The 17,023-nt window shown below is 43.9% G+C and carries 19 protein-coding genes; 13 read left to right on the plus strand and 6 right to left on the minus strand.

Annotated elements, in window-relative coordinates; translation table 11 throughout:
• The first annotated feature begins 115 nt into the window (after positions 1 to 115).
• The gene (locus OC538_RS14355) at positions 116 to 298 is read left to right on the plus strand and encodes a hypothetical protein (protein WP_251696132.1); all 183 of its coding nucleotides are present in this window, start codon (positions 116 to 118) and stop codon (positions 296 to 298) included.
• A gap of 217 nt (positions 299 to 515) precedes the next feature.
• Here OC538_RS14355 and OC538_RS14360 read toward each other — a convergent pair whose 3' ends face one another.
• Positions 516 to 1,295, minus strand: a complete 780-nt coding sequence (locus tag OC538_RS14360) for an MBL fold metallo-hydrolase (RefSeq protein WP_262176711.1) — start codon at positions 1,293 to 1,295, stop codon at positions 516 to 518.
• A gap of 129 nt (positions 1,296 to 1,424) precedes the next feature.
• On the opposite strand from OC538_RS14360, the gene OC538_RS14365 reads away from it, so the two are divergent.
• Positions 1,425 to 1,835, plus strand: a complete 411-nt coding sequence (locus tag OC538_RS14365) for an Lrp/AsnC family transcriptional regulator (RefSeq protein WP_262176714.1) — start codon at positions 1,425 to 1,427, stop codon at positions 1,833 to 1,835.
• A 197-nt stretch (positions 1,836 to 2,032) separates the two neighbouring features.
• On the opposite strand, the gene OC538_RS14370 is transcribed toward OC538_RS14365, so the two are convergent.
• Positions 2,033 to 2,782 carry a class I SAM-dependent methyltransferase gene (locus OC538_RS14370; protein WP_262176717.1) on the minus strand — a complete coding sequence of 250 codons (750 nt, stop codon included), beginning with the start codon at positions 2,780 to 2,782 and terminating at the stop codon, positions 2,033 to 2,035.
• 259 nt (positions 2,783 to 3,041) lie between these two features.
• Here OC538_RS14370 and OC538_RS14375 point away from each other — a divergent pair, with 259 nt between their 5' ends.
• Positions 3,042 to 3,491: a universal stress protein gene (locus OC538_RS14375; protein WP_262176719.1), complete on the plus strand. Its 450-nt coding sequence runs from the start codon at positions 3,042 to 3,044 to the stop codon at positions 3,489 to 3,491.
• 85 nt (positions 3,492 to 3,576) lie between these two features.
• On the plus strand, positions 3,577 to 4,281 hold the full coding sequence (locus OC538_RS14380; RefSeq protein ID WP_262176722.1) for a CBS domain-containing protein: 705 nt from the start codon (positions 3,577 to 3,579) through the stop codon (positions 4,279 to 4,281).
• Positions 4,282 to 4,357: 76 nt separating this feature from the next.
• On the opposite strand, the gene OC538_RS14385 is transcribed toward OC538_RS14380, so the two are convergent.
• The 3 genes from OC538_RS14385 to OC538_RS14395 are packed head-to-tail and all read right to left on the minus strand — an operon-like array spanning position 4,358 to position 7,525.
• Positions 4,358 to 5,587: a dicarboxylate/amino acid:cation symporter gene (locus OC538_RS14385; protein ID WP_262176725.1), complete on the minus strand. Its 1,230-nt coding sequence runs from the start codon at positions 5,585 to 5,587 to the stop codon at positions 4,358 to 4,360.
• A gap of 34 nt (positions 5,588 to 5,621) precedes the next feature.
• A complete protein-coding gene (gene dapF, locus OC538_RS14390) occupies positions 5,622 to 6,485 on the minus strand; it encodes a diaminopimelate epimerase (protein WP_262176728.1) in 864 nt (287 codons plus the stop codon).
• A gap of 26 nt (positions 6,486 to 6,511) precedes the next feature.
• On the minus strand, positions 6,512 to 7,525 hold the full coding sequence (locus tag OC538_RS14395; RefSeq protein ID WP_262176730.1) for a D-cysteine desulfhydrase: 1,014 nt from the start codon (positions 7,523 to 7,525) through the stop codon (positions 6,512 to 6,514).
• Between the two features lie 473 nt (positions 7,526 to 7,998).
• On the opposite strand from OC538_RS14395, the gene OC538_RS14400 reads away from it, so the two are divergent.
• Positions 7,999 to 8,430, plus strand: a complete 432-nt coding sequence (locus OC538_RS14400) for a hypothetical protein (protein ID WP_262176733.1) — start codon at positions 7,999 to 8,001, stop codon at positions 8,428 to 8,430.
• A gap of 2 nt (positions 8,431 to 8,432) precedes the next feature.
• Positions 8,433 to 8,567: a hypothetical protein gene (locus OC538_RS14405; protein ID WP_262176736.1), complete on the plus strand. Its 135-nt coding sequence runs from the start codon at positions 8,433 to 8,435 to the stop codon at positions 8,565 to 8,567.
• Positions 8,568 to 8,766: 199 nt separating this feature from the next.
• Here the strand turns inward: OC538_RS14405 and gltS are convergent, their stop codons facing one another.
• Entirely contained in the window at positions 8,767 to 9,957 is a 1,191-nt protein-coding gene (gene gltS, locus OC538_RS14410; RefSeq protein ID WP_262176739.1) for a sodium/glutamate symporter, read from the minus strand.
• Between the two features lie 490 nt (positions 9,958 to 10,447).
• Here gltS and OC538_RS14415 point away from each other — a divergent pair, with 490 nt between their 5' ends.
• The 7 genes from OC538_RS14415 to OC538_RS14445 are packed head-to-tail and all read left to right on the plus strand — an operon-like array spanning position 10,448 to position 17,020.
• Complete coding sequence (locus OC538_RS14415; RefSeq protein WP_262176741.1) at positions 10,448 to 11,134, plus strand: GntR family transcriptional regulator; 687 nt, start codon at positions 10,448 to 10,450, stop codon at positions 11,132 to 11,134.
• A 21-nt stretch (positions 11,135 to 11,155) separates the two neighbouring features.
• Entirely contained in the window at positions 11,156 to 12,304 is a 1,149-nt protein-coding gene (locus tag OC538_RS14420) for an LLM class flavin-dependent oxidoreductase (protein WP_262176744.1), read from the plus strand.
• 2 nt (positions 12,305 to 12,306) lie between these two features.
• Complete coding sequence (locus OC538_RS14425) at positions 12,307 to 12,885, plus strand: amino acid synthesis family protein (RefSeq protein WP_262176746.1); 579 nt, start codon at positions 12,307 to 12,309, stop codon at positions 12,883 to 12,885.
• Positions 12,885 to 13,688, plus strand: coding sequence for an alpha/beta fold hydrolase (locus OC538_RS14430; protein ID WP_262176748.1), 804 nt, complete (start codon positions 12,885 to 12,887; stop codon positions 13,686 to 13,688). The genes OC538_RS14425 and OC538_RS14430 overlap by 1 nt, the downstream gene beginning before the upstream one ends.
• Positions 13,678 to 15,198 (plus strand): aldehyde dehydrogenase, encoded by a 1,521-nt coding sequence (locus OC538_RS14435; RefSeq protein ID WP_262176751.1) that lies wholly within the window; start codon positions 13,678 to 13,680, stop codon positions 15,196 to 15,198. Before OC538_RS14430 ends, OC538_RS14435 begins: the two co-directional genes overlap by 11 nt.
• 41 nt (positions 15,199 to 15,239) lie before the next feature.
• Complete coding sequence (locus tag OC538_RS14440; protein WP_262176754.1) at positions 15,240 to 15,539, plus strand: hypothetical protein; 300 nt, start codon at positions 15,240 to 15,242, stop codon at positions 15,537 to 15,539.
• A 35-nt stretch (positions 15,540 to 15,574) separates the two neighbouring features.
• Positions 15,575 to 17,020, plus strand: a complete 1,446-nt coding sequence (locus tag OC538_RS14445) for an aldehyde dehydrogenase family protein (RefSeq protein WP_262176757.1) — start codon at positions 15,575 to 15,577, stop codon at positions 17,018 to 17,020.
• Positions 17,021 to 17,023: the final 3 nt, after the last annotated feature.

Below are 17,023 nucleotides of genomic sequence, written 5' to 3' on the forward strand. Positions count from 1 at the left end.
TTAGAAATAACTCAAGACGTTTAAGGGAGTAAAAGATTTTGTGCTAAAATAGAGCTATAAGAAGACGGCTTATTCAGCAAGCGGACCCAGATAATGGAGTAAGGAGGGGATTACTTTGAGCCCTAAAAAGAAAAAGTTATTTATAGTTCCTTTTATCATTGCTTCACTTCTTGTAATATCTGTTGTTTCAAACTTTAACTCGTTTCAAAATGCGAAAAATGCCTGTGCGGAAAACAATATGACAGCTCAAGTGGAACAAGACTTTTTAGCTATTAATTGGGAAGTTCTTTGTGAATAATACACAATGCGCTTATTGCTTTAACGGGCGCGATTGTTGAACAAATGATAGGACAATAAAAAATGCCCAGGTAAATATGCCTGAGCATTTTTTATTACTTTTTATACTGTCAATTCGGGTGCGAATCGTACGCTATTTTAGTTGCTTATTGGGGTGTGTTTTTGTATTTTCTCCCCATCAACCGAACCCGTTAGAAAAATATCTGTCTGTTTTTATTTTAAAATGAGTATGATTCACCGTCATCTGGCACTAAAACATTAGATGAGATTCCTTTTTCATTAATGAAGCTTTTTAATTCTTCTCTTGATAATGTCCAATGATTGACAGCTTCCATATGAACCGAAATAATTCTTGCGTCCGGAGCAGCCTTATAGACTTCATAGACATCATCTTTCCCCATTACTAAAGAACCACCTATTAAGAATTGATTATCTCCAGCATTTACGACAATAATTTCAGGCTTATGTGTGTTAATTACTTCCTGAACGGCATCATACCAAACCGTATCTCCAGCAAGATAAAATGTTTTCTCCGACGAGTGTTTAAAAACCACTCCACATACGTAACCAGCAGCTTTTAAGATTTCACCTCTTCCGTGTTCGCCTTTTGTTTTAATCAATTGGACATCCTCAAAAACGGTATCCTCTTGTAAAACCTCGACATTTTGGAAACCAGCATTTCGTATTTCTGTTGCATCTTCTTCATTTTGGGAGAATAGTTTAATGTCCTTTGGCAATGCTTCTATAGCTGCCATATCCCAGTGGTCAGGATGCAGATGAGTGACGATGACTGCATCAATATCTTGGATAATAGTCTCAATGGATGTTGGTAAGCTTACCAAAGGATTCTTCTGATCTTGTCTTGGTGCATCAGGTAAGCCCACCTCAGGTCCAAAAGCAGGCAAAGTTCCTTTTTCTGCTAACATTGGGTCTATTAAAAACTTTTTACCTGCGTACTGAACAACGAGTGTAGCGTTGCGTATAAGTTGTATATTCATATTTAATTAACTCCTTTTTTGAGATTTTCTTTGAACAATGTATAGTCTATACTATGACCCGTAGACGGATACATAGATAAAATAAAGTCTTTTGGCCGATTCACTTTATTAATGAAAGGAGTTAAATAAATGTTAGATAATACGGATATAAAAATCTTAGAAGAACTCTCCAAGAACAGTCGAATTACAATGAAGGAATTGGGTGATAGAGTACATTTGACTGGACCAGCTACTTCAGCTAGGGTGGCAAGATTAGAGGATTTGGGAGTTATTGAGGCTTATACAATTAAAGTTAACCGAGTCAAATTAGGTTTTACTATACATGCATTTATCACGATTATTACAGAAAGCATTTTTCATCAACCTTATCTGTCATTTCTAAGAACACAAGAGAAATATTTAATAAATAATTATAAAATCAGTGGAGATGGTTGTTACATTCTCGAATGTAAATTTCCATCCACAGAATTAATGAGTCAATTTCTGAAAGAATTAAATGACTATGCAAACTATAAATTATCCATTGTTATAGATAAATAGTAATCCTATAACATAGGTTTACAACTTATTATATTTATTCCATTAACCGGCGCGAATGTTAAACAAATGATAGGACAAGAAATAATGCCCAGGTAATTATGCCTGAGCATTTTCTTATTGCTTTTTATACTGCCAATTCGGGTGCGAATCGTTCACATTTGCAGCAGTAATCGCAGCAAGACTGTCATTTAATTTTCTCAAGTGGTTTTTATCAATTTAATCCGATAGGAAAGGCAACTGGATAGCGCGGCCGTTTCTGTATATGCCCATTTGTCGAAATCCATGGCACCGCCAGGGAAGATGCCGGTGATTGTCAGTCCGGCTTTTTTACATAGTGCACTTATTTCGTCGACTGTATAACAACGCAGCGACTGTGTAACGACTTCTTCCGGGTTCTCGTTATGCCACCAGCTATCGATCATTCGACAGTTCTCCTCGTCAAAAGAATAGATCCGCTCCGCCTCGTCAATCTTCATCTTTTGGCCTGCTGCAATGGTGCGCCAATAATTAGGGTTATAGATGTCAATGAGTGCAAAGCCTTCATTTTTCATCCAGCTTTTCATCCGTTTCAGAAGAGTCAGCTGGTCGTCATCGGTACCGATGCCAAAGCCGTCGAAATAGCTGACGACGTCGAATTGGGTAGGAAACGTATAAGTGTAGAAATCACCCATATGAATGTCAATCGTTTTCGGTGAACGAAGTCTCGAAGCTTCGACTAATTCAGGAACAAGTTCCAACGTAGTCATCGTGATGCCGTGAGCGTCCAGAGCCCTGGCGATACTGCCGATCCCTGCTCCAATATCAAGCATTGATTCGAACCTGGCGCCGATCTGCTCTTCGATTTTCTCGGCATCTTTTTGTAAGTAACTTGCCATTTCTGGTTCTATGTCTCGTAACCATTCAAATTGATTCTTATAGAAAGGGATGACCCATTCGTTTGTTGTCATGTTTATTCCTCCTGTAATTGTTTTCTCATTACAGGTGGTTTTTTAAGTTCCGGATGCCCATATACGATCGCTCCTCTCGTCTCCATTGTACAAAGAGGGGGATGGAACCGCAAGTCTATTCTGAAAATTCATCATGGGACAAGTTTGAAAGGGTTGTACATAAATTTGTCGAATAAAGAGGGCTTTCTTTGTTTGTTGGGGAAGGAAATGTACCTTACTTGTCGAAGTAGTACATTATGAAGAGAATGGAGTGAGATCTATGTCAATGGACTACAAACAAATAATTATCGCAATAGATGGATCAGAAGAGGCGGAATGGGCTTTCAAAAAGGCGGTGGCAATTGCAGACCGAAATGAAGCCACATTGAATTTGGTCAACATCATTGATACACGTTCGTATTCTTCTGCTGAAGCTTATGACCGTTCAATCGCTGAAAGCGCGTATAAATCCGCCGAGGAATTGCTAAACAACTACAAAGCGGAAGCTGTCCAAGCTGGTGTGCAAAACGTCAACGTCGTTGTCGAATATGGCTCACCGAAAGTGATGATTTCAAAAGACCTCCCGAAAAAACTGAATGCAGATTTAATTATCTGCGGGGCCACGGGTTTAAATGCAGTGGAACGTTTCATTATGGGCAGCGTCTCTGAAAATGTTGTACGCTCCGCAAAATGTGATGTTCTTGTTATTCGAAGACCTGAAGGCTTGTAATGGAAAAGTGAAGGCAGGCACAGTCAGTGGTTAGTTGGTGAGGGGAAAATGGGTATACTCCTTTCAAAAGGAGTTGCATGCACTGATGACTGTGAAAAATTCAGAGCGTTTTATTGTCGCTTATAACCGGATTGAGAAAACACTTTCTGAAAAAGCGGAAGGCGATGAGTATACCCCATTTTATCGCCTGATTGATAAAGTGAAGATTACAAACTCCGTTGTTCGCAAATACGAAGATGATTTGCGGGAGCTTGGAGATTTGCGTAATGCAATCGTTCATAATCGAACAGACATCGACTATGTGATTGCAGAACCCCATGATGAAATTGTGGAGCGCATCGAATTGATTGAACAGAAACTAAGCAATCCACTTCGTGTAGGTGCTCTTTTCGGCTGTAAAGTACATACTTTGCAAGCGGAGGATCCGTTAACTGCGGCATTGAAATTGATGGCCGAAAGCAGGTTCACCCAAATCCCATTTTATCAGAATGGTAAATTCAAGGGCTTGGTTACGGCTGCAGATATCACCTATTGGTTGGCGGGCCATTCGACAGAAGACTCCATTTCCCGGGAAATACCGACACTTTCCGAGGTGTACAATTATGAAGATCGTAATGAGCCATTTGAATTTGTCGACAAAGACCTTTCTGTGTATGAAGCTGAAGATTATTTCAAGCGGGCGATTTCAAGAGGTGTCCGTTTGGAAGCATTGCTCATTACAGAAAACGGTCATGCTGATGGAGAATTGATTGGGATCATTAGACCTTTTGATGTGCTCAAGATAAAATAAACTAAAAAACCCCATCCTAATACTGGATGGGGTTTTCCGATTCGTTTGGACTTTTGGATATATACTCTTTCTGCTCTTATTCTACGCTCACATTATCCATCCAGTCTTTTCCTTCCAGCTGCCTCGTCACAAGCATACTTGCGACTGTGTCACCGGTTGCGTTAACCATAGTTGCAGGAGGGTCAACAACGACGCCGATTGCTGAGATCATCGGCAATGCCTGGATCGGCAGGCCGTAAAGTGTGACGATGACCATTTCACCGATAAATCCGCCGCCAGGAATTCCGCTCATCACAACACCTGACAGTAAGGAAATCGCAATTGCTGTCACGAAGGTGCCGAATCCTGTGAAATCCATATTGAACACTCCGAAAACGAACGCGATTTTGAGAATGGCAGACAGACAAGATCCATCCATATGAATGGTCGCGCCGAGCGGCAAAACGGTTTCCCGTATATCCTTTGGCACGCCGATTTGTTTTGCTGCCTGCAAGTTAATAGGTAGGGTTGCAAAACTGCTCCCCGTGCCAAGTGCGGTTGCCGCGGGTGCAAGGATGTTTTTCCAAAAACGGACAACTCCTTTTTTTCCGCCGGCAATGAATGCGTAAAGCGTGAATCCAAGTACAAAGTATAGAAAAGCAACAGGGTAATATAGGATGAACGCTTGCGCATAATCACCAATCAGTTCTCCGCCGAAATCTCCGATAAGCGCTGCGAAATAGGCGCCCAAGCCGATCGGTGCATAGTACATGACGAGTTGAATCACTTTCATGAAGATTTCAGAGCCGCTTTCTAAAAAGCGGGCAAATGGCTTGCCAGCTTCGCCGGTGAGCCCAGTTGCAATCCCTAATAACACCGAGAATACGATTAACGCAAGCATATGTTTACGTGAAAATAAATTTACGAAGTCCGGTACTGTAAAAGTATTTACGAGTTGATCGGATAACGACAGAACTTCCGTGTTTTCAACAATCTCCATAGGAACATCCACCCCGGAGCCGACCGGGAAAATAACAACGGCCACTAACATCGTGATGGATGCAATGATCCCTGTAATAATAAATACCGACAGCATGGAACCCATGATTTTTCCTAGACGTTTCATGCTATCCATATTCGCGACAGCTGACGAAATGGAGAAGAACACAAGTGGAACAACAATCATGAATAGTAAATTTAAGAATAAATCCCCGAACGGTTTAATGACACTGGCCTTTTCTCCAAAAATAAGCCCGATAATAGATCCGATGATAATGGAAGCTAGAAGAATGAGTGGAAAACGATACGCTTTTAATTTTTTCGCCATGCAATTGCTCCCCCTTTTGAATGATATCTATTTATTACTCCTGACGCTTCCAGTGGAAGACCCCTTGAATCGTAGTCTCCGCCGGTCCGGTCATCCAAACATGATCATCGTCTGCCCATTTAATGTATAGATCTCCGCCGCTCAAATGGACTGTGACATCGATCCCTTTATCGATATAGCCGTTTAAAATCGCTGCGACGACAGCCGCGCTTGCTCCTGTTCCACAAGCTTCTGTTACACCGGAACCTCGTTCCCATACTCTGTAATTCATTTCATGTCGAGAGAGAACTTCAACAAATCCGACATTCACCCGATCCGGGAAACGCGGATCATCGGTAACGATTGCGCCCAGCTCGTGTAAAGGTGCTTCCTCGATCGCATCGACAAAAAACACAGCATTTGGATTGCCCAAAAATAAGGCCGTCACTTGCAATGAATGCGCCGCAATGTGAAATTCTTCTGCAATCACTTGGTTATCGTCAGGACCGTGCATCGGAATTTGACTCCGATTTAATGAGGGTGGTCCTAAGTCTACTGTCACTTTGTCTATACACTCTCTATCGCCGTACACTTCGACAGTTACGATAGCCGCCTTCGTTTCAATACGGAAGACGTTACTAGAAACAAGATAATTTTCATAAGCATATTTTGCTGTGCAGCGTAAACCGTTGCCGCAACTTTGCCCTTCCGACCCATCCTTATTGAAAATCCGCATTCCGACATCCGCCACGTCACTCCGATGGATCACAATGAGTCCATCCGATCCTATGCCTGTATTGACATTTGAGACGTCTATCGCTAATTGATTGAAGATCGAATCATCGAATTCATGAGTGATCGCATCGATATAAATATAATTATTTCTAATTCCATGCATCTTCGTAAAAGGTATTTTCATAGGCTGTCCTCACTTCCGGTATAGCTTCATAACACAAATAAATCCTCATCGAACAGGGTAGGATTTGCATATAACGACGTAGACCCACCTGTATGAACAAACAGGACGTTGTCTTCTTTCTTGAATGCTCCCTTGCGAATCAAGTCGATGAGTCCTGCCATCACTTTTCCTGTGTAAACGGAATCAAGTAGGATGCCTTCCGTTCTCGCCAACATTTGTACCGCTTCAATCATCCCTTGTGTCGGAATAGTGTAGCCCTCACCAACATAGCCATCGTAGCAGTGGACACGAGCAGCTAATTGATTGTCTGATACGTTTAGATAATCCGCTGTTTGCTGCACAAGATTTGTAATGAGCGGGATCTGTGTTTCGTTTGTTCTAGAAACATTGATGCCATGCACGTTAATAGGCGCCCTGCTTGCATGGAAACCGACAATCAACCCTGCCTGTGTTCCGCCGCTGCCACTCGCAACGACTACATCGTCCAGTACAAGTCCGTCTTCAAAAGATTGTTGAAGGATCTCTTGGGCGCACGCTGCATATCCAACCGATCCCAATTCATTAGATCCTCCGATAGGAACTACATAAGGTGTCCTGCCTGCCATGGCTAATTCCTCGCCCAATGCGTGCATTTCCGCTAGCATATCGGAGCCATGCGGCACAACCTTGATAGACTCGGCACCTAGTAAGTTAAATAGCAGATTATTGCCGTTTGCATTTGGATCGTAAGGAGTAGCAACACCTTCCTCCAAAATTAGCTGACATTTTAAACCTTCCTTAATGGCGGCGGCTAACGTGAGTCGGCAATGGTTTGATTGGAGAGCACCACCAGTGACAATCGTGTCTGCCCCGATGCGGATTGCATCGGCAATTAGGAATTCCAGTTTTCTCGTCTTATTCCCGCCACCGGCAAGTCCTAGTAAATCATCCCGTTTTATATAGATTGTAGGACCGTTCAATAGCTTGGTTAGATGAGTTAACTTTTCTATTGGTGTTTTTGCGTGTGTGTACCTTCTTCTCGGATACTTTGCTAGTAACATATGGGCATCTCCACCTTCAAATTATTTGGGTCTGTATACTAAGGCGATTTTACATTTTCATCTCCTTTCGAAATTATGTGTAATTCAAAGTATCGATTAGAAAAAGTTTTCTGTCAATCCGAATTTCGACATTGTTCTACAAATGTGGGGGTGATATGCCTAACGAGTCATGGGTGTACTACAGTATATTTTAGGAATTACTTATTATGCTTTGCTTGCTGCAATGGATGGGCATACAAAAAGATAATCACCAACCATCGACAAAAAGTCGGAAATGGTTGGTGATTTTTTATTGAGAAAAAATAAATTTCCTCTCGCAGTATCCTTTTCCCAAACTCGCATCTATATAAGGGATGAAAGGTCTGGTCAATACATGCTCGCGCAGTTGGAATTGATCGTGTCGAAGAACAGGAAGGGACCGGTGGGGACAGCTTATGCGGCTTACAATAAATTTATTGGGGAGGTCATTGGAATTGGAGCTGACAGTGAAAGAGCTATTTCATGATGCGGTTTTGTACGATGAACCAAATATGGCGCATGCTGTCTATTACGCAGTGCAGAAGGGGCTTGTGCAGTGGGATGACCCTGAAAGCCGGATTCCTTATGAGCAATTGGATTACGGGGCGATTGGGAGAATGCGGAATGAAAATTGGTTGGAGATGTGTACAGTCAAGCTTTTCGTCGTGCCGATTGGCGGGAGACGGTTCGCGGTATATTTTGCGGAAAGAGAGGAGGAGGCGAGGAAGCAGCATCGTAGGATTTACGGCATTCCTGCTAGGCGGGTGGGCGATGTGAGCGGCAAGATGGATGCGTCCGTTTATTGTGAAGAATCGGGACTATGGCGGTCGTTTTGGGAGTTGAAGCGGCAGGCGGTGGAGTTTCCTTGTTTTGTGGGGGAGTTTTAAGGGTGGGCTGGCTTGTTATCGGTCAAATCTCAATGGTTATCGATCATTTCTCACTTTTTATCGGTCACTTTGCGAGGGATATCGGTCAATTACCAGAAGTTATCGGTCACTTTCGAGGAGTTATCGTCATTTCGTGACTTTGGACCTGAAGTGGGCGGGATTAATTATGAGGTGCCTGTGTAAGACACTATTCAGTAAATACGCTACAATTGTATAAAAATTAAATGAGAAGCCGGGAGCACCAGCTTCTCATTATAATGATGTATACTTATTCAAATTGGTTGAATTATCATGAATGTTTCTTGCACAGGCACCATCAAAGTGGCACCGTCAAATTCACTTAGGTGCCAACAAGTTAATTGTTGTGATGATGATCGGTGCGCTGAAGACGACGTCCATTAGAAACGCGCCTACGATCGGTACGACTAGGAATGCGGTGCGTGAAGGGCCGAACTTATTGACAGTGGCTCCCATATTGGCCATCGCGTTTGGTGTGGCACCGAGTCCGTGTCCTAGGAAACCGGCAATCATTACCGCTGCGTCATAATCCTTGCCGAGTGCGCGGAACATGATGAACACGGAGAATCCGACAATGAAGACCACTTGAACGAGGATAATGCCCACGAGCGGAAGTGCTAGACCCGCGAGTTCCCATAGTTTTATGCTCATGAGTGCCATGGATAGGAAGATGGCGAGTGACACGTCTCCGATGAGATTGATTTCCTTCATATTGACAGTTCCCGGCAGGAAACGGTCCATGATGTTGCGGATGAGCACCGCAAAGAACATCGCACCTATATATCCGGGCAAGACAAAGCCGGTTGCTTCGGTGAACAGGTCGCCTAGGACTATTCCGCCTGCCATCGCTAATGTGATCATTGTCACTTGAATCATGAACGAATGTTGGCTGATCGGCTTTTCATCCTCTTCCATATACTCAGCCACTACGCCTTCCTGCGGTTTCAAGCCATGTTTGCCAATTAGGTGCCGGGCGATCGGACCGCCTGACAGGCTGCCGCAAATCAAACCGAGTGTTGCTGCTGCCATCCCGATTGTCACAGCGGAAGTAATGCCGAGACCCTCAATCGTCTGACCGTATGCAGCCGCTCCTCCGTGCCCTCCGCTCATCGAAACAGCGCCGCTCATTACGCCAAGCAGCGGATCAATATTGAACACTTTTGCAAGTGAGACGCCGATGACGTTCTGCATGAAAACGGTTACGCCACACAGCAGTAAATAGATGAGTAGTAGCTTGCCGCCAAGTTTGATCAGCTTAAAACTTGCACCCAGTCCAACTGTCGTGAAAAAGGCTACCATGAACAAGGACTGCAAGGATGTATCCAATGAAACCTCGATAATGCCGGTAGATTTCAAAATGAGTGCGACAATCGCGAACAGTAGACCGCCAACGACCGGCGCAGGAATGAGGAACCGGTCAAGGATGCCGATCCGGTTGACAAGCGCTGTGCCGAGCAGGTACAGTGCTGCTGCTAGAAATAAGGTTGATATCTGGTTGAGTTCAATCATGCAAGTTCACCTTTCCTTTACATTTGAGAGGACGATTGGATGCAGCTACTTCCTCTCCATTTAGTCAGGCCTTATCTGTGTACGATACCCGTTTCAGGATATTAAACACGCATAACCCATCCTTAAAAGGTAACAAATCTATAGCCAACTTGGAACAGTATAGGAATATAAAATTGTCTTGGGAATTTTCTTGGAAAATAAATAAATTGAACCCATCCTACAGGGACCGCGCAATTGAATTTTTCGAAGTTCATCTTAATGAGGATTTTGCGTAGGGGAGAGGGGGGTAGTGAAATAACTACAGTAAACATTCTAAATATTTGTTGACATCTGATTAGTTCTATATTAATCTATTATCAAATCTCCTTGCATGGTACATGGTAAATGCAAGAGGATACTAGTTTTTACTTCAATGTAAGTCGTCTTGTTAGGTAATGCATACGTTTTTCTACCATGGTACATGGCAATACGAATAAACAGAAAGTGAGGTGTGTTAGTCATCACTCAAACGATATTAACAACAAGTATCACGACTCAAGTAACCAATGCGATACGTACAGCAATCATTACGGGAGAATACGAACCTGGTAAACAATTGTCTGAAGCTGCATTATCACAGACGTATAAGGTGAGCAGGACCCCGATAAGGGAAGCGTTAAAGCAACTAGAACGTGAGGGCTTAGTTGAAATAATCCCACGCGTTGGAACTTGCGTACTGAAACCGACGGAAAAAGATTTGGATGAATTATTTACGGTGAAAGAAGCTTTGGAAGGCTTTGCAGCAGGTGTCCTTACGGAAAGTGGAAACGAGGAAGCGATCGAAAAAGTTAAAGAAGCAGTAGCTTTAATGGAGAAAGCTGTAGGGGAAAAAGATCATAAACTGTTTGTTGAATCAAATAATCAATTCCACAAAGCAATTCTAGATGGAGCTAATAACTCTAAGATGGGGTATTTCTACAATCTTTTATTAAATCAAATTCCATACAATGGATATGTTTACCTAAGTATCGATGTTCCTAACCGTTTGGAAGAATCTCTGAAGGAACATCAACGTATATTGGCCGCCATCCTAAGTGGGGATCGGGAGGCAGCCGAAAAAACGATGCGAATGCATGTGAAAGAGAGCGCAAAGGGATTGAAAAAAGGGATAGCGAAAAAGTTGTATAACGATAACTGAAAACAAGGGGGAAGTATTGGTATGAAGTTCGGAATTTTTGCAAACCTAGCGGGGCCAGGTCGTCATGACGAGTATTACAAAGTATTGGATGAGGCGCGTGAACAAGCAATCTATTGCGATGAAAACGGTTACGATTCCATTTGGTACACAGAACATCACTTCGGTCATGAAGGAAATGAATTGATTTCAAATCCACTGATGATGGGTGCAGACATTGCAGCTAGAACAAAAAATATTCGCATCGGTCAGGCAGCGAATGTCGCTACTTTTTGGCATCCATTGCGCTTGGCTGAGGATATTGCCATGCTGGACCAATTGAGCAAAGGACGCGTGGAAGTTGGTTTAGCACGGGGACTATACGGTCGTGAAGCAGCTAATCTAAATCCATTAGCAGATCCGAAAAACAATGATCAAAACCGCGCTTTGTTTGAAGAAACGTTGGAGATTATGAAGAAGGCATGGTCCAATCGCTTCTTTTCACATGAAGGGGATATTTACAAGTATCCGCCAGAAGGATTGAAATGGAGTCACCCAATGAGTCCAGCGTCTCCCGAATTCATGGATATGGAAAAAGGTGAAATCAATAAAATTTCGATTATGCCAAACACCTACCAAAATCGAATGCCTACGATTTGGCAAACGATTGATTCCCCGCGTTCAATTGAAATTGCGGCTGAAACCGGCATCAACGGGATGTTCTGGATGCCTACAGTGAAAGAGCTGAAAGGGCGTTTTGAATTATATCGTGAAAAAGCCTCGAAAGCACGTGGCTACGAAGTGCCGCTAGGCGAAGGGATTGCACTTGTCCGCGATGTGTATGTAGCAGAAACGATGGAGCAAGCTCGTGAAGACGCTGCCGAAGCAGTACTGAACACATATCGATGGATTTGCCACTGGAGGGGTCTTGGAAATCTGATGGATCCAGGTGAAGAAGTGAAACATGGCCAACAGTTAACGTATGAATTCCTTCATCCGCGAAACCTATTATTCGGTACACCGGAGTATGTGACAGAAAAAATCCAGGAACTACAAGAAGAGTTGAATTTACAAAATCTATTGCTCTGGGTAAACCATAGTCATTTGTCGCATGAGAAAATGATGAAGAGTCTGAAGTTATTCACAGAAGAGGTAATGCCTAATTTCACAAAAAGTAAACAGGGGGTACTGTAAACATGCTAGAAATTCGTAAAGTATATACAGCGATTGAGGAAACACGTATTGAGGGCGGAAAGCAAATCGAAGATTCGATTAAAATGATCACAACGATGTTAGTGATGAAAAACCCATGGGTCAAGAGAGGTTTTGTTGAGGATTTGATGCCTGAAATCAACGAATATGCACCGCAGATCGGTGAATTGCTAGTGGCGGAACTGTTTAAGCATATTGAAACGGCAGACGATGTTGAAGCATTCGGTAAAGCCGCTGTTGTCGGAGTGGATGGGGAAATGGAGCATGCATCTGCCTTTATTCATACCTTAAAGTTTGGTAACAAGTTCCGAGATGCGGTGGAAGGCAAGAGCATTTTGCCGTTCACAAATAAACGTGGCGGTGCAGGGACAGCGGTCCTTATTCCGATGGTGCATAAAAACGAAGATTCGAAACGCTCCCATTTCCTTACATTCGAAGCGACGATTCCGGATGCGCCAAGAGCAGATGAAATTGTTGTTGCCATTAGTGTATCGACAGGAGGACGTCCGCACCCAAGAACGGGAGATCGCCATCAAGATATGGTCGAGATGGGACTTATCTAATGCCAACGTTTTCGTATGATCAGGGGACCATTCATTATGAAGAAAAAGGACTGGGTGAACCGCTCGTTTTCATTCATGGAGTCGGCTTAGATCATGCAATGTGGGAGCAACAAGTGAAGCGTTTGTCTGAAGAGTACCGCGTAATTGTGTATGACATGTTAGGGCATGGGGGATCTTCGCATCCTCCCGGTCCTTATTCACTTTCCCAGTTTGTCGAACAACTTACTGCGCTTGTAAATGGACTTGGCCTTGATAAAATTCACCTCGTCGGGTTTTCCATGGGCGGGATGGTTGCACAGGCATTTGCATTGGCACACATAGAGAAAATGAAAACGCTCACAATCATGAATGCGGTCGCAAATCGGACGGAAGAGCAACGAAAAGCAATTCTGGCACGGGTGGAAGAAGTGAGGAAAATTGGACCTGAAACTACGATTGAACCAGCGATTCAACGTTGGTTCACCCCTGACTATCTTACTGCTCAGGAAGGAATTGTTGGTCGAATCCGTACACGTCTTCAGACAAACAACCCGATTTCTTACCTATCTGCCTATACGTTGTTTGCAACGGCCGATCAGGAACTTTGGGGTAAACTGGATCAAATCAACATTCCGACATTGGTAATGACGGGGGAAGAGGATATCGGCTCTACACCCGAAATGGCGAAGCAAATCCAAAAGAAAATTGCTGAATCGGAATTGCTGGTTGTCCCTACTATGAGGCATATGCTTCCTGTTGAAAGACCGGATATCGTCAACGAAGCAATTCATTCATTCATCGGGAGAACAGTATTTGCGAGGTAAAGGAGATGCAGACTTGACAGAACTGATTACAGAGCTAAAAACATACGACATGTATATAAATGGAGAGTGGACAGCGTCATCAAGTGGAGAGTACTTTCCAAGCTATAATCCAGCGACGGGAGAGGCTTGGTGCCGCGTAGCAAAAGGAACGGCTGAAGACGTAGATCAGGCGGTGCGAGCTGCACATCAGGCGTTTTTGAATTCAGAGTGGACCCATATGACCTATACCGAGAGAGGCAAGCTCGTCAGGAAACTGGGTGAGTTGATCGCTGAAAACGTGGAAGAGCTTGCGCATTATGAAACGATCGATAACGGCAAGTTGATCCGAGAAATGCGGGGACAATTAAATTATTTACCTGAATTCTACTATTATTACGCAGGTCTTGCCGATAAAATCCATGGCCAAACGTTGCCGATGGATAAGCGGGATATGTTTGCCTTTACGACTCGCGAACCGCTTGGCGTTGTCGCTGCAATCACGCCATGGAATTCACCGCTTTACTTGACGACATTGAAACTGGCGCCTGCACTCGTAGCTGGAAATACGATTGTCATTAAGCCATCTGAAATGACGTCCGCTTCTCTTCTTGAACTTATGAAACTTGTGGAGGAGGCCGGATTTCCACCGGGAGTTGTCAATGTGGTGACTGGATTCGGCATGCCGGTTGGCGACTCGTTGACTTCTCATCCGCTCGTAAGACGGGTTGCCTTTACAGGAGGCACCGAGTCTGCTCGACACGTCGTCCGTAATACAGCGGAGAACTTCGCACAAGTATCACTCGAACTCGGCGGGAAATCACCGAATATTGTTTTCGATGATGCAAATCCCGATAATGCCGCAATGGGAATCATAGCCGGGATTTTCGGCGCTTCCGGGCAGAGCTGTGTCGCCGGGTCACGTGCATTTTTACACGTCGACATCTATGACAAAGTAATGGAGAGACTTGTTGAACGTGTCTCGAAAATTAAGATTGGTGACCCGTTTGCAGCGGATACAGAAATGGGACCGCTTGCAACAGAGGCACAGTTGGCTCGAGTTGAGGAGTACGTATCCATCGGGAAAGCGGATGGGGGGACAATTGTTTTCGGAGGAAAGAGGCCGGAACACTTGGAAAAAGGGTGGTATTTTGAGCCAACCATCTTCGAACATACCGATAACAAAGCGCGCATTACCAGGGAAGAAATCTTCGGGCCTGTCTTAAGTGTCATTCCATTTAAAGAAGAGGCGGAAGTGATCGAGTTGGCGAATAGCACAGATTATGCATTAGCGGCAGGGATTTGGGCGAGTGATATTGCAAAAGCCCACCGAGTGGCCAAGGCTGTAAGGGCCGGAATTGTGTGGGTGAATACGTATCGCAGCATATCGCCAATCGCACCGATCGGCGGTTCCGGTTTAAGTGGACATGGCAGAGAAAGCGGTTTTGATGCAATTTATGAATATACGCAAAGTAAAGTCGTCTGGGTGAATACTTCATCCGAACCGATTCCTGATCCGTTTATTATGCGATGAACGGCGAAGGTGAACTATTGATAGAGAGGAGAGCATTTGACATGCAAATAGACAAAACGATTCATTTGCCGGATCTGTCGTTCATCCGTTTGTGCAATGAAAAATATGGTGTCAACAGGGGACTCTATAATACTATCGATACGTTTTTTTATGAACGCGGATTCGAAAGAATAGTGGAAAGACGGAAAATCATACTCTCATTTCTTGATTACGTCCAAGAAGGTATGGATGAAACTACTAGCCGTACTAAATTTGGAAGTGGTGGATTAAAGATAAAGATTGATGAATATTTCAGTGAGGTTGAAAAACATCGTGAAAAATCAATAGCGGCAACCTGCTAAACAAGCCCATTCACAGAAAGAAGGTTAACCTGATCATGACAGAATCGTTAGCAAGTGTGAGAAAGAAACATCTACTTATTAATGGGGAATGGGTAGAAGCTGGTGAATATAGTTCGATTCGTTCTCCATATTCAGGTGATATCATCGCGGAAATACCTATGGCGACGGGAGCGGAAACAGAGCTGGCGATTGAAGCAGCTATGAATGCGAGGCAGGAAATGGCGAAAATGCCCGCTCACAAACGCGCAGAAATTCTGGAGAATCTGGTTCGTTCTTTGCAAGAAAGAGCCGAAGAAGCTGCTGAAATCATAGCGTTAGAAGCGGCGAAACCGATTGCTACAGCAAGGCAAGAAGTTAGCCGAACGATTGAAACATACAAGTTTGCGGCCGAGGAAGCGAAGCGCATTCACGGTGAAACACTCCCGCTTGACGCTGCTCGAGGAGGAGAAAACCGGTTGGCTTATACAGTGCGTGAACCAATCGGTGTGATTGGGGCCATTACTCCTTTCAATTTCCCGATGAATCTAGTTGCGCATAAGGTCGGACCAGCCATCGCTAGCGGCAATACGATTATTTTAAAACCTGCATCGCAAACACCGCTATCCTCATTCTTCATCGCAGAGCTTCTTCTTGAAGCGGGATTGCCTGCAGGAGCACTGAACGTTGTGACAGGAAGCGGCAGAGTGACAGGTGACAAACTCGTAACCGATCATCGTGTCAGTATGATCACGTTTACTGGAAGTCCGGCGGTCGGAATCGGAATACGAAGCAAGGCAGGGCTGAAAAGAGTCACCTTGGAACTCGGATCCAACGCGGCGGTGATCATCGATAAAGGTGTCGACATTGATAAGATTGTTCCACGCTGTGTAAGCGGTGCTTTCGCTTTCCAAGGGCAAGTATGTATTTCATTGCAGCGTGCCTATCTCCATGAGGATGTATATGATGAATTCGTTTCGAAGCTTGTCAATGAAACGGAAAAGCTGATAATAGGAGATCCGTTAGATGAAAAAACAGACGTGTCAGCATTAATTTCATCCGGAGACGTAGAGCGCACATTAAGCTGGATTCAAGAAGCGGAAAGTCAAGGCGCTACAGTTGCAGCAGGCGGCAAGTCGGAAGGTAACATCCTTTATCCAACAATTATTTGTGATGCGGACTCTACGATGAAAGTGTCTTGTCATGAAGTATTTGCACCAATCGTTGTGATCAATAAAGTGAAAAATATAGAAGAGGCAATAGAACTCGTCAATGATTCACGATATGGACTTCAGGCGGGAATTTACACAAATGATATTAATACAGCGTTGAATGCGGCTGAAAATCTATATGTCGGCGGCGTAATGATCAATGATATCCCGACATTCCGAGTCGATAATATGCCGTACGGCGGAGTGAAAGAAAGTGGAACGGGTCGTGAAGGTTTGAAATATGCAGTAGAAGAAATGACGGAAATGAAGCTGGTTGTCTGGAACCGGAATTAGGGG

This window comes from Saccharococcus sp. Marseille-Q5394 (assembly GCF_946901335.1).
Taxonomy (GTDB): domain Bacteria; phylum Bacillota; class Bacilli; order Bacillales_A; family Planococcaceae; genus Sporosarcina; species Sporosarcina luteola_C.

Coding starts and splice junctions, on each gene's coding strand:
- OC538_RS14375 (WP_262176719.1), top strand. CDS start 3,042: ATGTCAATGGACTACAAACAAATAATTATCGCAATAGATGGATCAGAA.
- OC538_RS14365 (WP_262176714.1), top strand. CDS start 1,425: ATGTTAGATAATACGGATATAAAAATCTTAGAAGAACTCTCCAAGAAC.
- OC538_RS14425 (WP_262176746.1), top strand. CDS start 12,307: ATGCTAGAAATTCGTAAAGTATATACAGCGATTGAGGAAACACGTATT.
- OC538_RS14380 (WP_262176722.1), top strand. CDS start 3,577: ATGACTGTGAAAAATTCAGAGCGTTTTATTGTCGCTTATAACCGGATT.
- dapF (WP_262176728.1), bottom strand. CDS start 6,485: ATGAAAATACCTTTTACGAAGATGCATGGAATTAGAAATAATTATATT.
- OC538_RS14445 (WP_262176757.1), top strand. CDS start 15,575: ATGACAGAATCGTTAGCAAGTGTGAGAAAGAAACATCTACTTATTAAT.
- gltS (WP_262176739.1), bottom strand. CDS start 9,957: ATGATTGAACTCAACCAGATATCAACCTTATTTCTAGCAGCAGCACTG.
- OC538_RS14395 (WP_262176730.1), bottom strand. CDS start 7,525: ATGTTACTAGCAAAGTATCCGAGAAGAAGGTACACACACGCAAAAACA.
- OC538_RS14420 (WP_262176744.1), top strand. CDS start 11,156: ATGAAGTTCGGAATTTTTGCAAACCTAGCGGGGCCAGGTCGTCATGAC.
- OC538_RS14385 (WP_262176725.1), bottom strand. CDS start 5,587: ATGGCGAAAAAATTAAAAGCGTATCGTTTTCCACTCATTCTTCTAGCT.
- OC538_RS14430 (WP_262176748.1), top strand. CDS start 12,885: ATGCCAACGTTTTCGTATGATCAGGGGACCATTCATTATGAAGAAAAA.
- OC538_RS14360 (WP_262176711.1), bottom strand. CDS start 1,295: ATGAATATACAACTTATACGCAACGCTACACTCGTTGTTCAGTACGCA.
- OC538_RS14370 (WP_262176717.1), bottom strand. CDS start 2,782: ATGACAACAAACGAATGGGTCATCCCTTTCTATAAGAATCAATTTGAA.
- OC538_RS14440 (WP_262176754.1), top strand. CDS start 15,240: ATGCAAATAGACAAAACGATTCATTTGCCGGATCTGTCGTTCATCCGT.